At 56.8% G+C, this 25,210-nt stretch carries 20 protein-coding genes; 13 read left to right on the top strand and 7 right to left on the bottom strand.

What is annotated here, in order from left to right; translation table 11 throughout:
* Nucleotides 1-277 precede the first annotated feature (277 nt).
* Entirely contained in the window at nt 278-2,569 is a 2,292-nt protein-coding gene (glgB, locus tag ACVWZU_RS09000) for a 1,4-alpha-glucan branching protein GlgB (protein ID WP_457444468.1), read from the bottom strand.
* Between the two features lie 60 nt (nt 2,570-2,629).
* Nucleotides 2,630-4,105 carry a dihydrolipoyl dehydrogenase family protein gene (locus ACVWZU_RS08995; protein ID WP_041437425.1) on the bottom strand — a complete coding sequence of 492 codons (1,476 nt, stop codon included), beginning with the start codon at nt 4,103-4,105 and terminating at the stop codon, nt 2,630-2,632.
* Between the two features lie 487 nt (nt 4,106-4,592).
* Between ACVWZU_RS08995 and tatA the strand changes: the two genes are divergently transcribed.
* Complete coding sequence (tatA, locus tag ACVWZU_RS08990) at nt 4,593-4,838, top strand: twin-arginine translocase TatA/TatE family subunit (protein ID WP_414356913.1); 246 nt, start codon at nt 4,593-4,595, stop codon at nt 4,836-4,838.
* A gap of 217 nt (nt 4,839-5,055) precedes the next feature.
* A complete protein-coding gene (locus ACVWZU_RS08985) occupies nt 5,056-5,892 on the top strand; it encodes an anti-sigma factor domain-containing protein (RefSeq protein WP_457444466.1) in 837 nt (278 codons plus the stop codon).
* On the opposite strand, the gene ACVWZU_RS08980 is transcribed toward ACVWZU_RS08985, so the two are convergent.
* Nucleotides 5,893-6,384 (bottom strand): helix-turn-helix domain-containing protein, encoded by a 492-nt coding sequence (locus ACVWZU_RS08980; protein WP_414356910.1) that lies wholly within the window; start codon nt 6,382-6,384, stop codon nt 5,893-5,895. It lies immediately after the preceding gene.
* Nucleotides 6,385-6,639: 255 nt separating this feature from the next.
* Here ACVWZU_RS08980 and ACVWZU_RS08975 point away from each other — a divergent pair, with 255 nt between their 5' ends.
* The 7 genes from ACVWZU_RS08975 to ACVWZU_RS08945 all read left to right on the top strand — a co-directional run bounded on the left by ACVWZU_RS08975 (nt 6,640) and on the right by ACVWZU_RS08945 (nt 16,754).
* A complete protein-coding gene (locus tag ACVWZU_RS08975; protein ID WP_457444463.1) occupies nt 6,640-7,533 on the top strand; it encodes a bestrophin family protein in 894 nt (297 codons plus the stop codon).
* 180 nt (nt 7,534-7,713) lie between these two features.
* A complete protein-coding gene (locus ACVWZU_RS08970; RefSeq protein ID WP_414351454.1) occupies nt 7,714-8,982 on the top strand; it encodes a metallophosphoesterase family protein in 1,269 nt (422 codons plus the stop codon).
* Between the two features lie 2 nt (nt 8,983-8,984).
* Entirely contained in the window at nt 8,985-12,581 is a 3,597-nt protein-coding gene (locus ACVWZU_RS08965) for an AAA family ATPase (protein WP_457444461.1), read from the top strand.
* The gene (locus ACVWZU_RS08960) at nt 12,571-13,764 is read left to right on the top strand and encodes a DNA double-strand break repair nuclease NurA (protein WP_457444459.1); all 1,194 of its coding nucleotides are present in this window, start codon (nt 12,571-12,573) and stop codon (nt 13,762-13,764) included. The genes ACVWZU_RS08965 and ACVWZU_RS08960 overlap by 11 nt, the downstream gene beginning before the upstream one ends.
* Nucleotides 13,761-14,354, top strand: a complete 594-nt coding sequence (locus ACVWZU_RS08955; RefSeq protein WP_011433556.1) for a hypothetical protein — start codon at nt 13,761-13,763, stop codon at nt 14,352-14,354. Before ACVWZU_RS08960 ends, ACVWZU_RS08955 begins: the two co-directional genes overlap by 4 nt.
* A complete protein-coding gene (locus ACVWZU_RS08950; protein WP_457444457.1) occupies nt 14,354-16,060 on the top strand; it encodes an ATP-binding protein in 1,707 nt (568 codons plus the stop codon). Before ACVWZU_RS08955 ends, ACVWZU_RS08950 begins: the two co-directional genes overlap by 1 nt.
* 124 nt (nt 16,061-16,184) lie before the next feature.
* Entirely contained in the window at nt 16,185-16,754 is a 570-nt protein-coding gene (locus tag ACVWZU_RS08945; RefSeq protein WP_457444455.1) for a hypothetical protein, read from the top strand.
* A 13-nt stretch (nt 16,755-16,767) separates the two neighbouring features.
* Here the strand turns inward: ACVWZU_RS08945 and ACVWZU_RS08940 are convergent, their stop codons facing one another.
* Together ACVWZU_RS08940 and hisA are read right to left on the bottom strand one after the other, a co-directional pair.
* Complete coding sequence (locus ACVWZU_RS08940) at nt 16,768-17,958, bottom strand: M20 metallopeptidase family protein (RefSeq protein WP_457444476.1); 1,191 nt, start codon at nt 17,956-17,958, stop codon at nt 16,768-16,770.
* Between the two features lie 133 nt (nt 17,959-18,091).
* Entirely contained in the window at nt 18,092-18,877 is a 786-nt protein-coding gene (hisA, locus tag ACVWZU_RS08935) for a 1-(5-phosphoribosyl)-5-[(5-phosphoribosylamino)methylideneamino]imidazole-4-carboxamide isomerase (RefSeq protein WP_457444453.1), read from the bottom strand.
* A 70-nt stretch (nt 18,878-18,947) separates the two neighbouring features.
* Between hisA and ACVWZU_RS08930 the strand changes: the two genes are divergently transcribed.
* Nucleotides 18,948-20,318: a 16S rRNA (cytosine(967)-C(5))-methyltransferase gene (locus ACVWZU_RS08930; RefSeq protein WP_457444451.1), complete on the top strand. Its 1,371-nt coding sequence runs from the start codon at nt 18,948-18,950 to the stop codon at nt 20,316-20,318.
* A gap of 105 nt (nt 20,319-20,423) precedes the next feature.
* A complete protein-coding gene (locus ACVWZU_RS08925) occupies nt 20,424-21,260 on the top strand; it encodes a TrmH family RNA methyltransferase (RefSeq protein ID WP_457444449.1) in 837 nt (278 codons plus the stop codon).
* 16 nt (nt 21,261-21,276) lie between these two features.
* On the opposite strand, the gene recA is transcribed toward ACVWZU_RS08925, so the two are convergent.
* Nucleotides 21,277-22,401, bottom strand: coding sequence for a recombinase RecA (gene recA, locus ACVWZU_RS08920; protein WP_414422003.1), 1,125 nt, complete (start codon nt 22,399-22,401; stop codon nt 21,277-21,279).
* 235 nt (nt 22,402-22,636) lie between these two features.
* On the opposite strand from recA, the gene lgt reads away from it, so the two are divergent.
* Together lgt and tsaE are read left to right on the top strand one after the other, a co-directional pair.
* Entirely contained in the window at nt 22,637-23,461 is an 825-nt protein-coding gene (gene lgt, locus ACVWZU_RS08915; RefSeq protein ID WP_011433548.1) for a prolipoprotein diacylglyceryl transferase, read from the top strand.
* Between the two features lie 3 nt (nt 23,462-23,464).
* Nucleotides 23,465-24,100, top strand: a complete 636-nt coding sequence (tsaE, locus tag ACVWZU_RS08910) for a tRNA (adenosine(37)-N6)-threonylcarbamoyltransferase complex ATPase subunit type 1 TsaE (protein ID WP_414341851.1) — start codon at nt 23,465-23,467, stop codon at nt 24,098-24,100.
* 200 nt (nt 24,101-24,300) lie between these two features.
* Here the strand turns inward: tsaE and ACVWZU_RS08905 are convergent, their stop codons facing one another.
* On the bottom strand, nt 24,301-24,999 hold the full coding sequence (locus ACVWZU_RS08905) for a pirin family protein (RefSeq protein WP_414341852.1): 699 nt from the start codon (nt 24,997-24,999) through the stop codon (nt 24,301-24,303).
* Between the last annotated feature and the right edge of the window lie 211 nt (nt 25,000-25,210).

Here is a 25,210-nt window from a genome sequence, read left to right as displayed (position 1 = left end):
ACTCAGTTATGTCTGCCTTATGGTCATTTCGATTCAAACTAGAACACTGCACCCACGTCCACAGTCATTTTAAATAAGAATGAAACGAAATGAAACATTTCCATCCCATTGCTTCCCAACTCCCCTCTCCCTCTGGGAAGAGGACTGGGGGTGATCTCGGAAGCGGTATGGAGCGCTTGGGGATTGTCTCAATCCAGCTTGAAAGGACTACAAATGGCCAAAAAACGAAGTCTCCAGACCCGTCCTCCCAGTGCGGCGGAAGGAAGCCAGCAGGGTGTCAATTCTGGGACTCGACCGGCTGCGGCGGCTGCCATTTCAGCACCAAGGTAGAAAGTTGCGGCAGGCAGAGCTCGAGGGAGTAGGGCAAGTTGTGGTAGGCCCAGTCGTCTGTCCACTTGCCCCCCAAATTGCCTACCCCGCTGCCCCAAAACTCCACAGCATCGCTGTTGAGCAGCTCTCGATAAAAACCTCGTTCCGGTACCCCAATGCGGTAATGGGGCCAGACCACTGGCGTGAAGTTACAAACCACCACCACCCACTCCCTGGGATCCTCCCCATAGCGGATGAAGGAAACAATGCCGCGATGGTCGCTGCAGTCAATCCAGCGGAACCCTTCTGGCTTGGTGTCTTGGGTATACAGGGCAGGCTCAGAGCGCAACAGGTGATTCAGGCTGGCCACGTAGTGGCGCAACTTGGCGTGGGGTTCATACTGCAGCAGCCCCCAGTCCAGATCTGCCCAAACGTTCCACTCATTCCACTGGCCAAACTCCATGCTCATGAACAAGGTTTTCTTGCCAGGGTGGGTGAACATGTAGCCATACAAAGCCCGCAGACTGGCGAACTTATGCCAATGATCCCCCGGCATTTTGCCCAACATGTGGCTCTTGCCATGCACCACCTCATCATGAGAAAAGGCCAGCATGTAATTTTCGCTGAAGGCATACATGAGGCTGAAGGTAACCAAATGGGGATGGAACTGGCGGAACCAGGGATCCATGTGGAAATAATCCAACATGTCGTGCATCCAACCCATGTTCCACTTCAAGTTGAAGCCCAGCCCACCCACATGGGTTGGCCAAGTTACCATCGGCCAAGCAGTAGATTCTTCGGCAATGGAAAGCGCACCGGGGTTGTATTTGAAAATGAGGGTATTGAGCTGCCGGAAAAAGTCGATGGCTTCGAGGTGTTCCCGCCCGCCGTAGGGATTGGGGATCCAGTCTTTGCGGTCATAATCCAGATAAAGCATCGAGGCCACCGCGTCCACCCGGATCCCATCGATGTGGTATTTCTCGAACCAAAAAAGGGCATTGGCCACCAGATAATTGCGCACCTCGTTGCGGCCATAATTAAAGACCAAAGTGCCCCAACCTTTGTGCTCGCCTTTGCGAGGGTCGGCGTACTCGTACAGGTGAGTACCGTCGAAAAAAGCCAGCCCATGCCCATCTTTGGGGAAATGCCCAGGCACCCAATCGACAATCACGCCGATCCCGGCTTGGTGAGCCCGATCGACAAAATACATAAAGTCTTGCGGGGATCCATAGCGGGATGTTACGGCATAGTAGCCAATCACCTGATAGCCCCAAGAGCCATCAAAGGGGTGTTCTGCCACCGGCAACAGCTCGATGTGGGTAAAGCCCAGCTCCTTCACATAGGGGATCAATTTGTCCGCCAGCTCGCGGTAGGTGAGGAAGCGAGTGTTGGGCTTTTGGTCCACCAGCACACTTTGCCCTTCGGCAGGTGGATCTTCAGCCGAGGCGTGCATCCAGGATCCCAGATGCACCTCATAAACCGAAATCGGCGAGCGCAGGGGATCGGTGGCGGCGCGTTTTTCCAGCCAGGCTTGGTCGTGCCAGGTGTAGGTGTTGAGGTCGGCTACGATGGAGCCGGTTTTGGGGCGCACCTCCTGTTGAAAGCCATAGGGATCCGATTTTTCGTAGATATCCCCCCAGGAAGTTTTCACCTCGTACTTGTAGATGGCGCCTGGCCCTATGCCGGGGATGAACACCGCCCAGATGCCGCTTTCGCCCAGCCGCTTCATCTGGTGTTGACGCCCGTCCCAGTGGTTAAAATCGCCGATAACGCTGACGTTGCGGGCGTTGGGAGCCCAGACGGCGAAATGCACCCCCTTCACCCCATCCACCGTGATGAGATGGGCGCCCAGCTTGTCGTAAATGCGGTGGTGATTCCCCTCGTTGAACAAGTAGCGATCCAGCTCGCCAATGTGGTTGACCTTCTCCAAGGGAAAGCGGTAGGGATCCTCCCACTCTTCCAAGTGTTCCCCTTGGGGATCCCAGACCCGTTGGGCCCGCAAAAAATAGTCCGGCAGAGGGGTTCCCGGCTCAAAGCGCAGCTCGAATAGCGTTTCCGGGTGCAGCGGCTGCATCGGGTAAGCCTGTCCGGTGGCGCGTTCCACCAGCCAAACCTGCCGAGCATTGGGCACAAGGGCGCGCACCAACCCAAAGGATTTCCCGGCCTCTTCTATCTGCTGGGGGCCCAAAACGGCATAGGGATCCTGCCATTGGTTGGAAACAAACTGACCCACTTGTTCGGCAGACAGGAGAAAGCCCATCGAGAACCCTCAGTAAATGACCATTCTAGTCTAGCGGTGGCTGACCCCCAGTTTGCGCTGTCAGCTCCAGGCCCGCCTCCAGGCAAAGAATCCCTGCAAGAAGTTCTGCAGGCGGGGGTTGGTGGCCAATTGTTGCCTGCGGTGCTGCAGGGCCGCCTTGGCGTTCACCTCCGAGCGGGTGGGGTAGATGTGGATCCCGGTCAGGGCAGAGACGGGCAGCCGCCGGCTCATGGCCAAAACCACCTCGTGAATCAGCTCTCCCGCCTGGGATCCCACCAGGTGCGCCCCCAAAATCTGGCCGTTGCGCCGACAGATCAACTTGGCAAAGCCCAGGGGGGCAGCTTCTGCCTGGGCCCGATCCACATCGGCAAACTCCTGTTTGAGCACCACCACATCCTTGCCGTATTGCTGCCGGGCTTCGCTTTCGGTGAGGCCCACACGGGCCAGCTCCGGCTCGGTGAAGATGGCCCAAGGAATGACACGATAACGCGCTTGGCTGAGGGGGAAAAACAGGGCATTGACCAGGGCCACTGCCCCTTCGTAGGCCGCCACATGGGTAAATTGCGGCCCGCCGATGACATCCCCACAGGCGTAGATGCGGGGATTGCGGGTTTGCAGCTTGGCATTCACCTGGATCCCTTGGGGGGTGTACTGCACGCCGGCGGCTTCTAGACCCAGCCCTTCCACGTTCGGGATCCGACCGGCGGCCACCAAAATCTCTTCTGCACGGATCACTTGATCACCTGCAGCGGCGGTGCCTGCCCCGGAATTGGCCTTTAGGGAAAGCAGCTTTGCCCCTTGCTCTTGGCCAACTGCTGTGGCGCGTACCCGGGTGAGGATGCGGATCCCATCTTGGGTCAACTGTTGCTGCACCACCTGGGCGGCTTCGGGATCCTCCTTGGGCAAGATGCGCTCGCGGCTGGCAATGAGGGTCACCTCGGATCCCAGACGGGCCAGAGCTTGGCTCAACTCGCAGCCTACCGGCCCCGCCCCTATCACCGCCACCGATTTGGGCAAGCGGGTCAAGTCAAAGATCGATTCGTTGGTCAGATAGCCCGCCTCGGCCAAGCCCGGCAAGGGGGGAACCCAAGGACGGGATCCGGTGGCGATGACAAAAGCCCGCGCCTGTACCTGCCGTCCTGCCACCTCAAAGGTGCGCCCATCCACAAAGTGGCCCTTGGCAAACACCAGTTCCACCCCCAGTTGGCGGAAGCGATCTGGCGAATCGGCGTGGTTGGCGATGTAGCTCTGGGCAGAGCGAATGTGTTCGTACACCTTGAGGTAATCCACCGAGATCCCTGCTGGGCCAGGGAGAGTTACCCAACCGGCAGCCATGGCCTGGCGAATCCGATGGACGGTATGGGCCACGTGAAGAAGGGCTTTGCTGGGCACACAGCCATACCAGAGGCAATCGCCGCCCAAGCGGTCGCTGCCTTCCACCAGCAGCACCTTGGCCTTCAGTTGGGCAGCAGCGCTGGCCACCACCAAACCCGCTGCACCGGCGCCAATGACCACAATATCGTAGGAGACAGGCATGGCTTGTTCTGAACAAAAACATCGGGCAAGGGATAGCACCATCCTATGTCTTGAGTGGGCCGGGGGCAGGATGGGAGCATGCCTCTAACCCCCAAAACCCTGAACTTTGCTAAATTTACTGAGCTTTAGGCGGTTTGGCAAAAGTCATTGAGAGGGATATAGTAGACCAAGTTTCCCCCTGATCCTTGAGTCCACCGCAACGGTTGCCGGGAAGTGAAGGGGGAAAGCGCTCGGGGGGTATTCCTCAGGGCTTTGCGGGATACCGCCTTCCTGCTTGGACTCCGTCCCGCTGACGCGAACAGAGATAGGCAGGATGCGATCGCTTCTTTCCTGAACCATGTTCAGGAGAGTTCAGCGTGAATGTATCAGAAGGGGATCCCTTTCCACACCCTTTCTGCATGGGAGAAGAACTTGTTAGAGTGGGACGGATGGATCCCTTGCAAGCTGGGTTGATCCGTCTGTTCTACTTTTCAGGTTTTGGGGACTTATGACTATTCTGCTGCCGAGCGAACCTATCCTGGCCGTGAGCATCTTCGGCATGGGCCTGCCAGAGCTGGCCGTGATTGGGGTGATCGCGGTGGTCGTGTTTGGCCCCAAGAAGCTACCGGAGTTAGGCAGCGCCTTTGGCAAAGCGTTGCGGAGTTTCAAACAAGAGATGAACAACCCCAGCAGCGATGACGAGCCTGCCGGCGCAGAAAAGGCGGAGAAGGTGGTTGAGAAAGATGCCGCCTGAGGGTCGCGGAGAGGGGTGGGATCCCAACTCCTGCAAGGGGCCTGCCGCCGGAACTGTTGAGAGGGGGGATCCAAGCCAGCTTTAGATGAGAGGTGAAGTCAGCTCGCAAGGGAGCCGGCTCCAGGGCTAGTGTATAGTTCTGGAAAGTTCCCCAGCCTAGTGCTACCGGCTGAGCCAAAATCAGCCCGGATAGGCTCATCGGATGCCCCAGAGGTGTATGGCTGAGCTGACCGATTTCGAGTTGATGCGCCAGATCCAACTGCGGGATCGCCGCAGCCACTTCTTGCTCAAGGATCGCTATCGGAAGCGCCTGCTGGATATTGCCTTGGCCATTCTCAAGCAACCTCACCAGGCAGAAGAGGTGGTGCGGCAGGTGTTTGAGTTTTGCTGGAAACACGCCGATGCCTTTGACCTGCAGCGGGATCGCTCGGTGGCCCTGTGGCTCTACGAGTTGACGGCCTTTCAGGCTAGGGAACGGCTGCGGCGTTGGGCTTGGCTACCTGCCCCCCTCTCCATTCAAACTTCGGCTCCCCTGTGGCCGCAACGTCTTCTCTGGGGCAGCCTGGCGGTATTGGGGATCTACGCGCTGGCCATAACAGCGGCCTACTGGCGGCTGCGCTGGCAGTGGGGATCCCCCATCGAGGGAGAGTCAGCGGCGCTTCAACAGCTCTATCAAGAGTGGCAACGACAGCCGCAAGTGCAGCGAACCCTGCTGCGGGATCCCAGCTTCAGCACTCCCCTGTTGGTGCAAGCCCTCTGGTCGCCCCATGCCAAGCAGGTGCTGCTCTTGGCCTCGGAGATGGCTCCCGCCCCCCCAGGGAGCACCTATCAACTGTGGCTGGAGTCGGATGTCCAGGGAGGGGGACGACTGCTGGAAAACGCCGGCACTTTTGCCGTCAACGGGGAAGGATCCCTGCAGTGGCTCAGTCAACCCATCCATTCTGAGCAGCCGACCCGCCTTCTCGTCACCCTTGAACCGGCAGGAGGAAGCGAATCCCCCACAGGCCCGCCTCTGCTGCAGAGCAGTTTCTGGATCCCTGCCGCCCAGCCATGATCAGGAGAGATTGGGGGATAACTGGGGGGCTTGTCTCCCGCTTTTGCGCCGCTTAGCATGGGATCCCCGCAAGCGCACCTTAAGACGGTAGCGAACCGTTTCGTGAACGACCTTATAGGAGGCATCCACACCGTGCGTTTCCCGCAGCCATTCGCGGATGTCGCTGTAGGTACGGAATCGGCCAGGCTGATGCAGCTCCTGCTTGAGGATTTCCAAAACCGGCTTGGGGATGAGGGGTTTGCGCCCTTGGTTGCGGGGCACCGTCAACATGCCCTCTAGCCCCTTGGCCTTGTAGCGTTGAAACCATCGAAAAATCGTTGAGATGTCCCGCCCCAGAATTTCAGCCAAGCCTGTCATCGTCTTGACTTTCCCAATCTTGAGCAGGTAGAGAGCTTGAACCCGCTCCTTGCCGGTCGGTGTAGACTGCTTGCTTAGTAGGGATTTGAGCTCTTCAGCCGATTCCTGAATGTCGAGCTTGAGGACTCCAGCCATGTTGGGGCGTCGCAGAACAGCGTTGAATTCGTTGCCTGGCGGAGAGTCTACCACAGTAACTTGGGGTTTTGGAAGTTGTTCGTGAAGTTTGCCTGGGCATCTCTTGACGTTTACAGAATCTCGAACTGAAAAATCTCCAACAGGCCACCCTTGTCGCTTTTCAGGATAGGCGGGCAAGGGATCCCCTCTAGGGCGGCAGGCCGTGGCTGTAGGAGTGGCTGTAGGATCAGAGGGCAAGCTTGCCGACGCTGCACTATGGTTCTTCGCAAGTATCTTGCAGGAGAGGGGCTGCGTTGGTTTCGCCTGGCCCTGCAGTTGCAAGGATCAGTTGTGCCGGCAGTGCTGCCCCGCGCCTTTACCTGCGGCTTGGTCGGAGTGCTGGTTTCGATTCTGTATAAGCTGGGGCTGCCCCTGGCGCTGTCGTCGTTGGTGGCGTTTGTGCCCAACATCGTTTTGGGTTTGATGCTGGTGTTTCGGACAAACACCGCCTACGAACGGTTCTGGGAGGGGCGGAAAGCCTGGGGATCCGTGGTGAATGACGTGCGCAATTTGGCCCGCCTGATTTGGGTAGCCATTGAAGAAAAGCAACCCGGCGACCGGGAAGAGAAGATCCAAACTCTATATCTGTTGCCCGCCTTTGCCATGGCCATGAAACAGCACTTGCGCCAGGAACCTTTGCTGGATGAGATTCAGCCCCTCCTCAGCCCGGAGCAGTTGCAACGTCTCCAAAGCCTCAACCATCCCCCTTTGCAGATTGCCTTTTGGATCGGAGATTACTTACAGCGACAATACCAAAAGGGCCGCGTTGAGGTCTACCAGCTCACGATCATGGTGGAGCGGCTCAACAGCATGGTGGATGCGCTGGGGGCCTGTGAGCGCATTCTCATGACCCCAATGCCGATGGCTTATGCCCTGCACTTGAAGCAGTTGCTGTTGCTTTACTGTTTGTCTTTACCGTTTCAAATGGTGGAGGGCTTGGGTTGGATGACCGGCCCCATTGTGGGATGGCTGAGCTTTATGTTGTTTGGCGTTGAAGAGATCGGCATCGAAATTGAAAATCCCTTTGGCCGGGATCCCAATGATCTGCCCCTCGATAACATTTGCAACAAGATGAAGCACAATATTGCGGATTTGATCAATTCCACTTAGGGAACTCTCGCCGTTCTGGATGGCAGGGCAGCTGCCCATTTCAGATCCTCAGCCGGCACCTACCCCTAGTGGAGATAGCCGGGGCGAACCCGATGATTGAGAGGAAGGGATCCCTATATCTTGGGTAGGGAACAAGATGGGTTTGCTAAACTGTGGACAATTTGCCGAGGTGCTCTGGGGATGGCCTGCTCAACCTGCACATTTTTACACCTGGCCGATGTGCATCTGGGCTATGACCGCTACGACAGCCCGGAGCGGAGCAAGGATTTCTTTTTGGCATTTCGGGATGTTGTCCGGCGCTATGCCATTCAGGATCCGGTGGACTTTGTGCTCATCGCCGGAGATCTGTTCGAGCATCGGCAGATTCAGCCCGGCGTTCTCAACCAAGCCCAGATCGTCTTGCGGGAGCTGCAGCAGGCCGGGATTCCGGTGTTGGCCATCGAGGGCAACCACGACAACCGTCCCTATGGCGTGAAAACCAGTTGGCTGAGGTACTTAGCCGATCACGGGGAGTTGATCCTGCTGGAGCCGGAAGCAGGGGAAGAGGGCCTGGAGTTGCGTCCCTGGGCGGGTGGGCGGGGGGGCTACCTAGACCTGCCCTGTGGGGTGCGGGTGATTGGATCCCAGTGGTACGGATCGGCAGCTCCCAGGTCGATTGAGCAGTTGGCGGCGGCCATTCGACGGTTGCCCCCCGGCCCAGAACGGGTGGTGTTGATGTTCCACCACGGTCTAGAAGGCCAAATTGCCCGTTACCAAGGCGCTTTGCGCTACCGGGATCTGTTGCCCTTGCGGGAGGCGGGAGTGGGCTACCTGGCCTTGGGACACATTCACAAAAGCTATTCCGAGGGGGGGTGGATCTTCAACCCGGGATCCCTGGAGGCCAACAGCACTGCCGAATGGGACTTCCAACGGGGGGCCTATCGCGTCCGCTGGGGAGATGGCCCACCCCAAGCGGAGTTGGTGCAGGATTACCATCAGCGGCCCCGCCGCCGGCTCTATCTGGAGGCCAAGGGCAGAGAAACCCCCGAACAGATTGCCGCAGCAGCCATTGCCTTGGCTAAGGGATCCCGTTTTCAGGAAAGTGAGATGGAGCCGATGGTGGAGTTGCGGCTGGTGGGACAGGTGGGGTTCGCCAAGCATGAGCTGGATAGCCGCGCCCTACAGTGTCAAATTCAGCAGCTTACCGGCGCCTTGCTGGTTCTGTTTCGTTTTGAGGCCAATACTTTAGAGCTCGGGTCGGCTGCCCTTTCCTTGGAAGAAGAGGGGCAGAGGCTACAAATCGAAGAGAAAATCTACAGGGATCTGCTGAGCAGCCATGCCCACTACCGCAAACGCAGTGAAGAGCTAGCGCGGCTGCTTCTGGATCTTAAAGAAAAGGTTTTGGATGGGCAAGGAGAATCTGAAGTGTATGCTCACCTAAGGGGAGCTTTTTGGGGAGCAGAAGACTGATTATGCGGATCCTCTCTCTCGCTTTACAAAACTTCAAATCTCATGAGGATGCCGTCTTCACGTTTGAGCCAGGTATTAACGCCATTTGCGGAGAAAACGGAGCGGGCAAGACCAGCATTTTGGAAGCCATTGCCTGGGTTTTGTTCGACTACTGCCCCTACAGCCAAGAAGAAATCATTCGCTCCGGGGCCAACGACGCAGTGGTGACTGTGCAATTTATCTCCCAATGGGATCAGCGCACCTACGATGTTCGCCGCAGCGTAACGCAGGGATATCGTCTCTTTGATCCCCAGCTGAAGCAGCGCCTAGAGTATGAGCGCAAGTCCGATGTGCTGCCGTGGCTGAGGCAACATTTGGGCGTACCTGCCGGTACCGACCTGGCGCGGCTCTTTGCCACAACGATTGGGGTGCCCCAAGGGACTTTCACGGCAGACTTTCTCAAAACCGGTCGAGATCGCAAAGAAGTTTTCGATCGCATCTTAAAGGTGGAAGAGTACCAGCAGGTAGCCAAAGACCTGTTGGCGGTCGAAAAATACAGCGAGGCGCAGATTCAGGCCATTAATCATCAAATTGAATTGCTCCGCCAACAGCTACAGGAGTGGGATCCGCTGCAAGCGGAGCGGCAGAAAATCCAACAAGAACTGAGTTATTGGCAAGAGCGCTTGAGTCAATCGATCCACACTCTGGATCAGGTTAAGCTTGAGATCGAGCGACTGGAGAAATGGCTTGAGCAAATCCAAACTTTAGATCACCAGATTGCCCAACTGGAGCAAAAGGGATCCCTGCTTCAGGTATCTCTTGAGCAGGCAGAAAAGTTATGGGCAGAGGCCAGGCAAGCTCAAGCGCAGCAACAGCAATACTGGGAGGGATCTCAGCATTTTTTGGCCACAGAAGCTCGCTTGCGGGAGCTGGAAAAACAGCAACAGCAACGCTTGGAGTGGCTGAAACAGCGGGATGCTTTGCTCTCGCAAAAGCAGCATATCGAAAACCAATTGGCAAGACTTCAAGAAAAGTTAAGCCAACAGCAGCGCTGGAAGCAGGAGCTAGAGGAGCTAACCCCGCAAATTCAGGCCCAAGAGGAGCTAGAGCGTCAGCAGACCTATTGGACTCAACAGCTCAACACGTTGCTACACCTGCACCGCGAATGGGAACAGATCCAGGCAGAATGGACAGCCCACGCCGAGCGCTGTCAACTGCTACAAAGCCGAGTGCAAGAAGCTGAACAGGCCCAGGCCATATGTCGGCAGCATCAATTGACCTACAACCGTTATTTGCAGTTGGAAACCCTCATTGCAGAGCAGGAAGCGCTGCGGCGAACCCGACAAACTTTACTGGCTCAACGGGAAACTTTGCAACATCAACTGCATCGATTGGAGCTGCAGGGATCCGAATATCAGCAACAACTCCAGATCTTCCAAAAAATGGAGGCGGAAAAACTTGAGCTGCAACCCCTGTGTGAACGGCAGGCCTCCCTGGAGCAGCGCCACTCCCAACTTGGCGAGAAGTTGGCTTCCTTTCAGGCTCTGCGCCTTGAACTCAAACAACGGGAAACGGAGCAGGAACAAGGCCAAGTCCAATTGCAACAACTGCAGCTCCAACTGAGACAACGGCAGGCGGATTTGGAGCGGGTAGCCGCCATTCCTGCGCTCGAAACTCAACAGGAGCGATTGCAAACTCAGCTCAGCCGCATTGCCGCAGCTCGTCAATTTCAACAGGAGCTACAAGCCCTTTTTGAGCAGGGCTCGGATCAATTGGCTCAACACCATCACAGCATCCGGCAACTTCTGGACGAATTGGAAGCGCAGCGACACAACTATCCCCAACTTCAATCTCTGTGGCAGCGGATCCCAGAGGTACTCACTCGATCTTCAGCACTCAGCCAACAGTTGCTCCAGTCCATCCATCAGATTTTGCAGGATCTGGCTCCCCAAACTTCCGAGCCCCAACTTCGTCAGCAGTTGTCCAACATCCAAAAACAACTCAGGACTTTGCAACCCTTGCTCGGCCTAACCGCACAAATACCCGATTTACAAGCCCAAATTCAGCAACTGCTGCAGTTGCAAGCCGAACGACAAAGCAGAATTGATGATCTTCACTGGGATCTTGAGGCTGAGCCCACCTTCCTTCGGCAACAACAGGAAATTGGCCAGGCGCTGCAAGAACTGGGGGATCCCAGAGGGCAAATCCAGCGCTTGGAAAGAGATCTCAGCCGCAAGTCTAGGGTTGAGCAAGAATATCAACAAATAGCGGCCCATGTTCAGCAACTCCAACAGCAGATACAAGCCCTAGAAGAGCAGCTGCAACCGCTTTCAGATCTGGATGAAAGAATTGCAGCTTTGCGGGAAGAACAAGGCCGGCACCGCAACAACTACGAGACCTTTATCCGCATGCAGCCTCTTGCCCAAAGTTTGCCCCGACGGCAAGATGAACTCCAAGCGGCCCAGTTGGCCCTAGATCAAATCCAGAAAGCCAAGCAAGAAAAACAAGCCCAGATCGACCGCTGGGAACAAACAGAGGGATCCAAAGATGACCTGCAAGCCCAAATTGCAAAAGCCGCCGAAACCCTAAGGGCACTGGGGGATCCCAGAAGTCAAGCCGAACGGCTCAAAGCAGAGTTAAAACAGGAAAAGCAATATTTACAAATGCAGGCCGACTGCCTGCAGCAGCTTCGGGATTTGGAAGCAGCACTCAGCCCTATTGACGAGGCCCTATCCCAAACCGAGCACCTGGATCGGGAGGTGGGATCCCTGCAGGAAGAACGCGAACGATACCGTTTAGATCACGAGCGCTATCTGCAGGAAGAACCCATTGCCCAATTGCTTCCCCAGCGGGAACAGGAACTGGCCGAGCTAAACGCCCAGCGGCAGCAACTGCAAACTCAGCTTTCCCAACTTCGCGCAGCACGGGATCCCTTAGCTGCTCTGTATCGACCGCAGGAGCATGAGCATCTTCGATCCCTTCTGCAGGCCACCGAAATTCAAAAAGCCGAAGCCCAGGCCCGACTGGAGAGCCTAGCTCCTCAACTGAGCAAAATTGAGGAAAAGTTGCGGCAATTGGAACAGACCAAGGCAAGCTTAAAGCAAGTCGAGGCAGAAAAAACTGAGAAAGAACGCCTGCACCGCTTTATCAAGTTTAGCCGAGATACCTATAGAAAAGCCGGCCCTCAAATTACCCAATACTACCTGCAGCAGATCAACCATACTGCCGATCACCTCTTCCGAGAAATTCTCAACCGTCCCAACGTCACCCTGACCTGGGAAGCCGATTATGAGATCCGCGTTCAAGAAGCCGGCAGCCCCAAACGACGGTTTGCCAGCCTTTCCGGGGGAGAGCAAATGTCGGCGGCCTTGGCAGTGCGCTTGGCTTTACTCAAGGTGTTGGGACAACTAAATATTGCCTTTTTCGATGAGCCCACCACCAATATGGATACCCAACGGCGACAGCGGCTGGCAGAGGCTATTACCAACCTGCGATCTTTTGAGCAGCTGTTTGTCATCAGCCACGACGATACCTTTGAGCAAATGACAGAAAATGTTATTCGGGTGGAAAGGCACTCCGGATCCAAGTCGGTAGGGAGGGATCCCGCCTATGGTGTTTAGAGCCGACCGGATCCTGGCGGTCTTGCAGCAAAAGCGGGAAGCCTTTGCCACTTTTGATCAAAGGCTTTCGGAGCGCAGAGAATACTATAAGCAGGCCATGGAAAGCTTGTGCCAGTGGTCGAGCTTAGAGATTGCCGAAAAAATAGCTCCATTCCCTTTCCCAGGCGCTTTGCCCACTGAAGAATGGGATCGCTACTCCAATTGGAGGATCCCTTTTGAGCAGGAATGGGCCAATTACGAAGAAAGCCGTGAGTGGGCGAAATCGGTCATTGAAAATATTCCCACCTTTGCCGTGGATGGATCCCAGATTTATCCCAGCAAAGATCTGTCAATACCGGTGGCGCTGGTGCAAATCGGCTGGTATGAAAATTATCACTGCGCAGCAGGCTTGTACGAAAAAGACATCCAAGTGGATGTATTGACTCCAAGGGACCTGGGATCCGACAGCAGCGGCGAACCGAAAGAGCGAATGGTTAACATGCGCCGCTTTCAAATGGAAATCGAGAGACTTGTAGAATACATTCAAAAATCTCAACCGGGATCCCGAAAATTGGCCTTTTTGGACGGGGCGCTGGTGGCTACTTTTGCCGAAGTCTTTGAGCCAGAAAGCCAAGACTTTTATGTGCAGTGTTTGCTCCAGCTTTTGCGGGCCAGCGAGCAAAGCCGGATCCCTATCGTGGCTTACATAGACACCACCTACACTTCCGATCTGGTGACGTTGCTGAAGCATTGTTTTGACCTACCCGAAGCTCCACAGCTTCACGATGCGCAACTGCTTAGTCCCTGGTTGGAGTGGGGGGATCGCACACCTTTTTTCATCTGTGCCCGCGGCGGCAGCCTCAACCCCCAAGATGGGATCCTCAACTCCTACCAAGAAATGCGGGAGCGAGTGGGGTTTGTTTACCTGCGCACCAATGACAACTTTCCGGCCCGCTTGGAAATACCCGTTTGGGTTTATGAGGCAGGACTGTTGGACTGGTTGGTGGATCTGGTTCGCTGTGAGGTGGTGATTGGGCGAGGTTATCCTTATGTGCTGGAGACAGCCGATCAAATAGCCGTTATCCGCAATGAGGATCGCAACCTTTTCTTGCGTCTCATGCAAGATTGGGCCGCTCGCGAAAAGCTGAACCTAAGGCTATCCCGGAAAACAGTAAGTAAATTACAGCGGAGACGAGTTCGATGAGATTGGGAAAGGTAGTTCGCTCCAACAATCACTGTGATTATGTGGTGCAGGTGGACGATGCTTTAGAAGTCAAAAATCCGCCGGCTCCTGATGACTATGGCTTCGGCAGCTTTGTCAAGCTAGAAAGCGACCGGCGACACTGGGCTGTAGGTCTGGTTTACAATACCCAACTCCTGAATCCGATGTTCCTCAATTCTGGGCCGCGCCTTTCCAGCCAGCCGGATCCCTATTTTTCCCCCGATCTGCAGAATGAGGTGCGCACATTGCTCTCGGTGGTTTTAATCGGGGCTCTGGATGAAGAGCGCCGCTGTGGCCGGCAAGGGATCCCACGCGTGGTGGTGCCTGTAAACACGCCGGTTTTTCGCATGAGCCGGGAAGAGATCCTGCGCTTTCACCAGGATCCCCAAGGTCAAACCCAATTTTCCTACTATGGTTTGCTGCTGAGTAGCGGCGGCAACTTTGCCAATCATTTGATCTACCAAGTCTTGAACGACATTACGCCGATGTTTGCCGATCCAGCTCAACGGCGAGCTCTGCAAATCTTAAGCAAAGAATTGGCCTGGAAAATGACTGTAGGAGCGATGCGCTAATGCCCCAAAAAATCACCGATAATGGCCACCATCCAGAAGCCACCCTCTCTCCAACTGAGGACTCTCCAGAGGTAATTGGCACCGTCAAAGGGCCTGGAGAAACCTCTAACCAATATGTTTTCATCACTTCCAATACCCAAGCGGTAAAGGTGGGCGATTTCGTCTACTACGAAGTCCAGGATCCCCAATCGCAAACCCTGCAAATCTTGGGCAAAATTAGCCAGGTTCAACTCCTGGATCACATTCCCGATCGCATCTTTGCCGATACCGAAATCGATCCCAGCACCATTGTGGCTCTGGTGGGCTTCACCCATCCCAATCCGGAAATCTATGCGGTTACCGTCGAGGTCATCGGCTATTTCAATCAGAAGATGGGCTTTATTAACCCCCGCCGCGCTCCCGATCCCGGTGCCAAGGTTTTTCTGGCCTCCAATCGTCTGCTGAAATCAATTTTGAACAAACGAGATGAAACAGCCATTGGGGGTGCTCACTTGGGCAGCCTGTTGTTGCGCGATGAGGGAGCAGTGCCCGTAGTACTGGACGTCAAGGAAATGGTCAGCACCCATCTGGCCATTTTGGCGGGGACAGGATCCGGCAAATCTTATACAGCAGGGGTTTTGATTGAAGAGCTGCTTTTGCCCAAAAACCGAGCTGCCGTCCTCATTTTCGATCCCCACGGGGAATACCACACGCTGGCAGAAATGCAGTCCCACCCCAAGTTTTTTGGGGAAGATGGCTACCGACCCAAAGTCAAGGTTCTTTCACCGCAGGAAATTAAGATTCGTGTATCTTCTCTTAACTTCTTTGATATTCTGACCCTGCTGCCGGAAACCAGCGATCGGCAAAAATCTTTTCTGGAAAAAGCCTTCCGCAGAACAACTCAATTTAACCCACTCCGCTGGACGATTCAGGATTTAATCGATGCCGTAAACGAGGCTGATTCCGCAGAAGATGGATCCCAGGGATCCTCAGCCGCCGCCTTGGAGTGGAAATTAGAACAGATCGACCGCTCTCCTTATTTCAGCAATGTAGAACATCTGGCCCCCAAAGACTTGTTTGAGCCGGGGCAGGTGACCATTCTACAAATGCACGAGATCAGCCAGGAAGAACAGCAGGTGATCGCCGCTGCCATCTTGCGCCAGGCCAACTATGCTCGCATCAATACCCACAAAGGCAAGATCCAGGCAGGGGACGAAAATTACTTGCCCTATCCCGTCTTTATTCTGCTGGAAGAGGCCCATCGGTTTGCCCCTGCCCACGAGCCTTCCCGTTGCAAACAGGTGCTGCGCACCATTCTCAGCGAAGGACGCAAGTTTGGACTGGGGGTAGGGCTGATCACGCAACGCCCTGGCAAGTTAGACTCGGACATTTTGTCGCAATGCATGAGCCAATTTTTAATGCGAATTGTCAACCCTTCCGATCAAGAAAATCTGCGTCACAGTGTTGAAGCTGCCGGGCGGGATCTGTTGCAGGAATTGCCCGCCTTGAGCAAAGGTCAGGTGATCGTCTCCGGTGTGTGCGTCAATACCCCCGTGTTATGTAAAGTGCGGAAGCGTTATACGCAGCATGGCGGCGAAACGTTGGATATTCTCGGCCTCTGGCAAAGGCATTCCCAAGAGCACCACCAATGGGATCGCTTGGCCCAGTCGGCCCCTCTCAAACCGCGTCCTCAACCTCAGGTGGTGGATGGACTCAGCATTGATTAGCAATGGCCCAAAACTCCAACTGTGGCCTGATCTCAATCGCTGAATCTGCCAAATCTACAATCCGAAACCACTGCTTGATTGCAATACAATTCATTTCACAGAAACAAGTTTTGGGGCGAGCAGGATGAGGAAACAAGCCCTTTTGCCAGGTTTGCTGGGCATTGCCGTTGCGGTTCTGCTGGGATCCGGGCCTGCCTATGCTCAGTTGCGGCTGATTCCCCAAGCAGCGCGGCAGGTATACGAAGCTCTGCCGGATCTGCCCCTGGAAAACACCTACACCCCTATTAACCCCAACGATGGCGGCCCCGCACCCGAAGAGGATACTTTGGTGCGGCGAATGATGATCTATCACCTGCAGGTGGCTGGTCGCTCCCCCACCGACCGCTTTGACTGGCAACTGACGCTGGCAGACTATTTCGATGCCAACGAGCCAATCATCGCCCAACGGTATCCCGGTGCCGACCGCCTCACGGTCAACCCCTACGCCCAAGACAAAGCCGTTGTACAATCCCTGAACCGGCAACAGCGACAGGCCCTGCTGGAAGCCCTTGTGCTGGCCTTCGGTGGGGATCCCAACCCAACGCCCCTCTACATTCCCACCGACGGGGATCCTGCCCCTACCCGTCCCACCCCAGAACCTATGAAGCCCTTGCTGCTTCCCGACAGCGGATCCGCTGACTTGCTCAGGCCCTAGCCGAGGTTTCCCGCTAACTCAAGGCTTGCCCGGTGTAGTTCTCAATGCAGCGCAGGAACAGCTCTACCCCAATGCCAAGGGCAGCTTCATCAAAATCAAAGCGGGGGTGGTGGTGAGGGTAGTTCAGGCCCCTTTCGGGGTTGGCGGATCCCAGGAAAAAGTAGCAGCCAGGCACCTCATTCAGGAAAAACGAGACATCCTCTCCGCCCATGGTCATCTCTGGGATGATCCTCGCCTCTGGGCCAAACACCTGGCAGGCAGCTTGTTCCACCAGCGCTACCATAGCAGGATCGTTGCAAACCGCTGGGTAGCCCCGTTCGTACTGAAACTCGTAGGTGGCTCCGTAGGCTTGGCAAATGCCGGCAACGATTTCTTCCATGCGCTTTGGGATCAAATCGGCCACTTCAGGGTGAAAACTGCGCACAGTACCCCAAATTTCTGCGCTTGGGGCGATAACGTTGAAGGCATCGCCGGCCCGGAAACGGCCCACCGTCACCACCGCCGGCAGCATCGGATCCACATTGCGGGAGACAATGGTCTGCAAAGCATTGACAATGTGGGATCCCACCACAATGGCATCCACTGTTTGTTGGGGAAGGGCGGCATGTCCGCCTCGCCCGATCACCTGAATCTGAAAGCGGTCGGCAAAGGCCATCGAGGGGCCACTTTTCACGCCAATAGTGCCCAGAGGGCGATTATTCCACAGGTGTAGGCCGAGGATGGCTTCCACATCCGGGTTTTTCAGAACCCCCGCCTCCAGCATGGGCTTGGCTCCGCCGGGGCCTTCTTCGGCAGGTTGAAAAATGACCTTGACCGTGCCCTTGAGGTGTTGACGGTGCTGTTGCAGCAGCTTGGCGGTGCCCATAGCAATGGCCGTATGGCCGTCGTGGCCACAGGCGTGCATGACGTTGGGGATGGCGGAGCGGTACTCGACTTCATTGGCCTCATGAATGGGCAGGGCATCCATATCGGCCCGCAGCGCCAAAACCGGCCCCGGCTGCTCTCCCTCAATGGTGGCCACGATGCCGGTGTGGGCAATGCCGGTCTGGTGCGGGATCCCCCAGCTTTTCAGGCGCTGGCTGATGTAGGCGGCGGTTTGCTTCTCCTGGAAGCCCAGCTCAGGATACTTGTGGATGTGGCGGCGCCAGGTCACCAACTCGGGTTGTAAAGCTCGAACAGCAGGGCGAAGCGCAGGGACAGACATGACCTGAAAAACAAAAATGTCTTGGAAAACCTTCACCAGCGGCTGGTGTTGTCGCATGAAGTTGCCTGTTGATTTCACCAGTATGGCAGAGGTTTTGCCAGGGCTGTCTTTCGCTCGATCTCTGGATGGATACCTAGGCCCACAGGGATCCGGTTTCCGGCGGTAGATCCTGCCAGCGGCCCGGCCCCACAGCTCGCAAAGCCTCTTGCAAGGAGATCGCCCCTGAGTAGAGGGCCTTGCCCAAAATGGCCCCCGTCAAACCGGGCAAGCTCAACAAAGCCAGCAAATCCGTTAGCGATCCGATTCCCCCCGAAGCAATCACAGGCAGGCGGGAGATGGCGAGGATCTCCTGCAACTGTTGTAGGTTGGGGCCGGCCAGGGTGCCATCCCGGCCAATGTCGGTATAGATGATCCCGGCAGCTCCTTGGGCTTGCACCCGTTGCACTAGCTCAGGAGCCCGCAGGGGAGTGGTGCTCAGCCAGCCGCGGGTGGCCACTTGCCCCTGCCGAGCGTCGATCCCCACCCAAACCCGACCGGGGAAGGCTTGGGTCATCGCCTCCAGGGTGTCAGGATCCTCCACGGCCAGGGTGCCAACGATCACCCGATCCACCCCCAGCTCCAGCAACTGCCGCGCCCGTTCCAGGGATCGGATCCCACCCCCCACCTGCACCGGGATGGCCAGGCTGCGGACAATGCGCTCAATGATGGGCAGGTTGACTGGATCCCCGCTTTTGGCTCCGTCCAGATCGACCACATGCAGGCGAGGGGCACCCTGTGCCGCCCAAGCTTCGGCCTGCTGGATGGGGTCATCGGCCACCTGTTCCGCCTGAGCATAATCCCCCTGGTAGAGGCGCACGGCGTGGCCCTGGAGAAGGTCGATGGCGGGGATCACCTCTAAGAAGGCGCTGGTGTAAGGCATGATTGGGATCCCTTAGGGGCTTCTCCAGTATCGCCCAGGGGGGAGAATGGGAAAATCTTTTGGGGCGACCATGAACGCACGTCAACTGGCCCTCTTGGCCTTGCAGAAGATCGAGCGGCAAAACGCCTATGCTGACGTGGTGCTAGAGCACCTGTTGGCCCACAGCCACCTGATCCCTGCCGACTGCCGCCTGGTCAGCGAGCTGGTGTACGGCGTTACCCGCCGTCGTCGCACCCTCGACGCCCTAATCGACTGCTTTGCCCAACGTCCTGCCCACAAGCAACCGCCCGATTTGCGGCTCATTCTGCACCTTGGCCTCTACCAGCTGGCTTTTTTGGATCACATCCCCCCCAGCGCTGCCATCCACACCAGCGTGGAATTGGCCCGCCAGATGGGGCTGGGATCCCTGACAGGGGTGGTGAACGGCATCTTGCGCGCCTACCAGCGGCAAGTGTTGGATCAGCCAGAGAAGGATCCCCTCAAGCCCCTCGAGGACACTCTGCCAGCCGACCCAATTCAGGCTTTGGGGATCCGGCACAGCTTTCCCGACTGGTTGGTGAGCCTATGGTGGGAGCGCCTGGGGCCAGCAGAAGCCGAGCAGTTGTGCGCCTGGTTCAACCGACCGCCCCACCTAGATCTGCGGGTTAACCCGCTGCGGGCAGAGGTAGACAGGGTCATCCAAGCCCTGGCAGAAGCAGGGATCCCTGCCCTCCCCATCTCCGAGGTGCCGGGCGCCTTGCGCCTCCAGGATCATGCCGGCGACATCACGGCCCTACCCGGCTTTGCCCAAGGGTGGTGGAGCGTTCAGGATGCCAGTGCCCAGCAGGTGGTGCATTGGCTGGATCCCCAGCCAGGGGAGCGGGTGATCGACTGCTGCGCTGCTCCGGGCGGCAAGACCACCCAAATAGCCCAACACATGCAGGATCGAGGGGAGATTTGGGCTTTGGATCGTCACCCCCACCGTCTGCGGCGCCTAGAGGAAAATGCCCATCGCTTGGGCTTGACCTCGATTCGTTCCCTGGCCATCGACCTGTTATCCCTGAGCGCTGCTGCCGATCGCGTCAGCGGGACGGAGTCCTTACCCCCTGCCCCCTTGCCCCCCTGGCAGAGTGCTGACCGCGTACTGCTGGATGCCCCCTGCTCCGGCCTAGGCACCTTGCACCGCCATGCTGACGCTCGCTGGCGACAAACCCCAGAGCGGATCCCAGAGTTGGCCCACCTGCAAGCCCAGCTCCTGCAAGTGGCGGCCCGTTGGCTGAAGCCGGGCGGGGTGTTAGTGTACGCTACCTGCACGCTGCACCCTGCCGAAAACGAGGAGATCATTCAAGCCTTTCTCGACAGCCACCCCAATTGGGCTGCTGAAGGGGATCCCCTGCTCATCTGGCCCCACCGGCAGGATCGGGATGGATTTTTTATCCAGCGGCTGCGTCGATACGGTTAAATAAACCTTCCATCGTGGTGCTTCCCAGGTGCTCCGAGCCATCAACCCTCAGCTTTCCTGAGGGAGAAAAGGATTATCTCCAAGCAAGAGACTGACTGTTGCCCCATGGTTTCTGATCGCGTTAGCGGGACGGAGTCCTTACTGCTGACCAGCCCGAAAAACCCCTGGATCCGAAAGTTGCGGCAGTTGCACCGCAGCAAAGGCCGGCGGGAACAGGGCGCCTTTTTGGTGGAGGGATCCCACCTCATCGAAGAAGCCCTGCGAGTTGGCTGGCCCCTGCAGGCTCTCTGCTACACGCTTGAGTGGGCTGAGCGTTACCCACAATTGCTGGCCAATCTGCCCAAGAGTCTACGGCGGCAGGCCGTCAGCTCAGAAGTCATGGCAGCGCTCTGTACCACCGAGTCTCCCGAAGGAGCTGTGGCCGTGGCCGTCAGTTGGCAGATTTCCTCTCCCCCCCTGTCCAAGTTACGTTTGGGCCTTGTGGTGGAAACGCTGCAAGATCCAGGCAATTTGGGATCCCTAATCCGAGTCGTGGCCGCCGCAGGAGCCGACGGCCTTTGGCTAAGCGCAGACAGCGTCGATCCCGAAAACCCCAAAGTCTTGCGGGCCTCTGCCGGCCAGTGGTTTCGCCGTCCGCCCCAAGTCGTGCCCGACCTAGCCGCCTGGATCCAGAGCTGCCGTTGCCAAGGGATCCAAGTCTTGGCTGCTACCCTCTCCCCCACAGCAAACTGCTACTGGGATCAAGATCTCACCCGCCCTACCCTTTTTCTCCTGGGCAACGAAGGGGCTGGCCTGAGGGAAGCGACTATCCAACAGGCCGATGCCCAGGTGCGGATCCCGATGGCCGAGGGTGTCGAATCTCTGAACGTCGCTATGACGGGGGGGTTGTTGCTCTACGAGGCCCTGCGCCAGCGGCGATCTCGCTCAGGAAGCGCTCCCTGAACAGCTAGCTGCTCCCTCAGAACTCTTCCTCTACAAAGACCGCATCCTCATTCTCTTCCTGCTCTCCCTCCTCCATCGCTGCCGGCCGGCTGGCGGAAACCGTCACCCCCGCAGAAAGTTTCTCCCGCACAGCCCCTTCCACTTCCGCCAAGATCTCGGGATTTTCTTTCAAGTAAACGACCAGATTGTCCCTTCCTTGGGCAACATTTTCCTCCTTGTAGCTGTACCAAGAGCCGCGGCGCTTGAGAATGCCCATCTCCTCGGCCAGATCGATAATGCAGCCGATGTTGGAGATCCCTTGGCCGAAAATGATGTCAAATTCTGCCCGCCGGAAAGGGGGGGCAACTTTGTTTTTCACCACCTTGACCCGCGCTCGGATCCCGTATTCTTCCGCACCTTTTTTCAGGGTTTGAACGCGGCGAATATCTAGCCGCACCGACGCATAAAACTTAAGGGCATTGCCGCCGGTGGTGGTCTCCTGGGGGCCATAGCCTATGCCGCCAATTTTGGAGCGCAATTGGTTTAAGAAAAGAACGATGGATCCGGTTTTGCTGACATTTCCGGCAATCTTGCGCAGCGCTTGGCTCATCAGGCGCGCCTGCAATCCCACATGGGCATCTCCCATATCCCCTTCGATCTCAGCCCGGGGCACCAACGCTGCTACCGAGTCCACCACCACGATATCCACAGCTGCCGAGCGCACCAACTGATCGACAATCTCCAGGGCGGCCTCCCCCGTGTCCGGCTGGGAGATCAACAGGTTTTGAATATCAACCCCCAAAGCTGCTGCGTAAGTGGGATCCAGCGCATGTTCCGCATCCACAAAAGCTGCCGTTCCCCCTTGTTTTTGCACTTCGGCGATGGCATGTAGGGCAATTGAAGTTTTCCCAGAAGATTCCGGCCCAAAGACTTCGATAATCCGCCCTTTTGGGTAACCTCCGCCCAAGGCCAAGTCGAGGGTGATGGCCCCACTGGGTATGGTCTCCACCCGCATCTGGGTGGCATCTCCCAGGCGCATGATTGCCCCTTTGCCGAAATTCCGCTCGATCTGGCTTAACACCTGCTCCAGGGCTTTGCGTTTTTCTGACTTCAATTTGTCCGAGTCATCAGCAGTGTTCACAGCAGCGGCTTTCCGGGCCATAACCCGCATCCCCCCGAGGAGTCGTGGTGGAAAATTGAGCCTGCATTCTAACATTGTCGCCTTGCTCTGAGCGGATCCCTCTCCCTCCAACTGCAGTCAGCTCGTACCTTGCCTCGGTTCCTAACTCCCCTCTCCCTCTGGGAGAGGGGCTGGGGGTGAGGGCAGGTCTTCTGCATAGCCTTGCAGAGCGGGTAGAGTGGGCTAAAGGGATCTGCTCAGGAATGTCCCCACGGTCATGACTTTGGTCTTACAATCCCCCGGCCCGGTTGTGTTTAGTTGGGGGCCGCTCAGCCTGCGCTGGTATGGCTTATTGATCGGCCTGGCAATGGTGTTGGGCTTGCTCCTGGCTCGCCATCTGGCAGCTCGGCGTGGCCTTCCCCCCAGTTCCATGCCTGATCTGCTGGTGTGGTTGGTGGTTGGATCCCTGCCCCTTGCTCGCCTGTACTATGTGGCCTTTGAGTGGGAACGCTATCGAGATGGCCCTTGGTGGCAGGTCTTGGCCCTCTGGCAGGGGGGCATTGCCATTCACGGTGCCTTGATCGGCGGCAGTGCGGCGCTTTACCTGTTCGCCCGGCGGCACCGGCTGAGTTTTTGGTTGCTAGCCGATTGCCTTGTTCCCTCCCTCAGCCTTGGTCAGGGGATCGGACGTTGGGGCAACTTCTTCAACAACGAAGCCTACGGAAAGGTGTTGCCTCCGGATAGCCCTCTGTGGGTACAACTGCAGCTGCCTGATGGATCGCGCGTCCATCCCACTTTTTTGTACGAATCCCTCTGGAACTTTGGTCTCTTCGGGCTCCTGCTCTTTTTAAGCTACCGGCGCCAGCTTCCCCCCGGCACCCTCTTGGGCCTCTACCTGGTGGGGTACAGCCTGGGGCGCTTCTGGATCGAAGGCCTGCGCACCGATAGCCTCATGCTGGGATCCCTGCGGGTGGCGCAGGGGGTGAGCCTGTTGCTCATTGGAGCAGGCCTGGCCGCAATCTTGACAGCTCCCAAACGCGTTTCTGTTCACCCAAACGAGGCAACTTCCTCGCCTGGGATCCCCGCCCCAAAGGAGTTGTAAGCCATGGCCAGCGAACAGAATGAAGAGCTCTGGCAGCAAGCCTCCCCTCTGCTGCTGCCATCCGCCGCTGCTACCCAATCACTAGGGGCCCTCGTAGCTCAAGCCGCCCTTGGCTTCCTCGCCCCTTCAGGTCAACAAAAATCTCCCCCTCCCAGCCGCAGCCTCGGCTCCACTTCCGGCTTGGTCATTCTTCTCGAAGGTAATCTGGGCAGCGGCAAAACCACCTTTGTGCAGGGACTAGGGCAGGGCTTGGGGATCCCTGAACCCATCGACAGCCCCACCTTCGTGCTGGTGCAGGAATACCACACCGGACGGATCCCTCTTTTCCATTGCGATCTCTACCGCCTAGAGACCTCTTCTGCCGCTCGCGCCGGTGGGAAAGAATCCACACTCCTAGAAGACCTAGGGCTAGAAGAACTTTGGAGCCAAGGTGGGATCACCGCTATTGAGTGGCCCCAGTACCTCCGCCATCTGCCTGCGACCTACCTCTGGCTGCGCCTACAGCCCCATCCCCAGCAGGAAGGAGCCCGCCTTCTACACGTCAAGGGAAAGGGATCCCAGACTGGCCACCTTTGGCAGCAAGTTCTTTCTCAATTCACTCAGCAAAACCTCGAAGAAGGGATCCACTTCTCCTCCTGAAAGCACTTGAAAGCAGAAGAAAAAGTTGAGATCCCAAAAGACTTATGGTCATTTCGATTCCAACTAGGACACTGCACCCGCGCCTAAAACGTTGAATGTACGCAGCCAGAAGGCTCTTCTCAGCAGTTCAGTCGCTTCACCCCAGCCTAAAACGACTATAAGCTCAAGGCAAACAGCCAGAATTCAGCCAAAAGTCATCCTCAGGCCAAATCAAACAGCAGCACCTCAGCCCCTTCTTCACTGAAAAGGTTGAGCTCGCTTTCCCTAGCAATAGCCACGCCATCTCCTTCTCGCAAAAACAAGCCATCCAGGGTCACATCGCCCCGAGCTATCTGCAGCCATCCGTAGCGCTTCTCATCCAAGTGTCGGTGAATGGTGCGTCCCGGCTCAATCAACCCCGCATAGAGATTCACATCCTGATGCACAATCACGGATCCCTGGCGCCCATCTCGAGAGGCAACTAAACAAAACTCATTGGGATGCTCTGTCAAACCCGTCGCTTTTTGTTCATAGCTGGGCTCCAGGTTTTCCTGCTCCGGCAAAATCCAAATTTGCAGCAGATGAACCTCCTCATCTGCCGAGTGGTTGTACTCGCTGTGCCAGATCCCTGTGCCTGCCGTCATCCGTTGAATTTCACCAGGACGAATCACAGATCCCGTGCCCAAGCTGTCTTTATGCTCAAGGATCCCTTCCAAAACATAGGTAACGATCTCCATGTCCCGGTGCCCATGGGTCGGAAAGCCAGCACTCGGGCTGATTCGGTCATCGTTAATCACCCGCAAAGCCCGGAAGCCCATGTAGCGAGGGTCGTAGTACTCTCCAAAAGAAAATGAGTGGTAAGTATCAAGCCAACTGAGCTTGACATGACCCCTCTCTTCCCGCTTGCGCAAAGTCAGCATCACAGTTTCTCCGAAACCTGACCCTCGCAACCATCTTATTAACTCTGCAGTCAGAATGTCAATATTCAAACAGTTTTATTTCTTCTTTTCCCTGCTATTCTCGCCAAAAACTTGCCAAAAATTTTGGGTTGGATATCTTGACGGGGTGGTGGGGGTGGGGATAGGGTAGTAAAGCGCTGATGAGGCCACCCAGCCCCGGCGCCCCAGAACC

The sequence above is a fragment of the Thermostichus sp. MS-CIW-26 genome, from assembly GCF_054059115.1.
The sequence above is the reverse complement of the archived record's forward strand: the minus strand, read 5'-3'. Positions and strand labels throughout refer to the sequence as shown.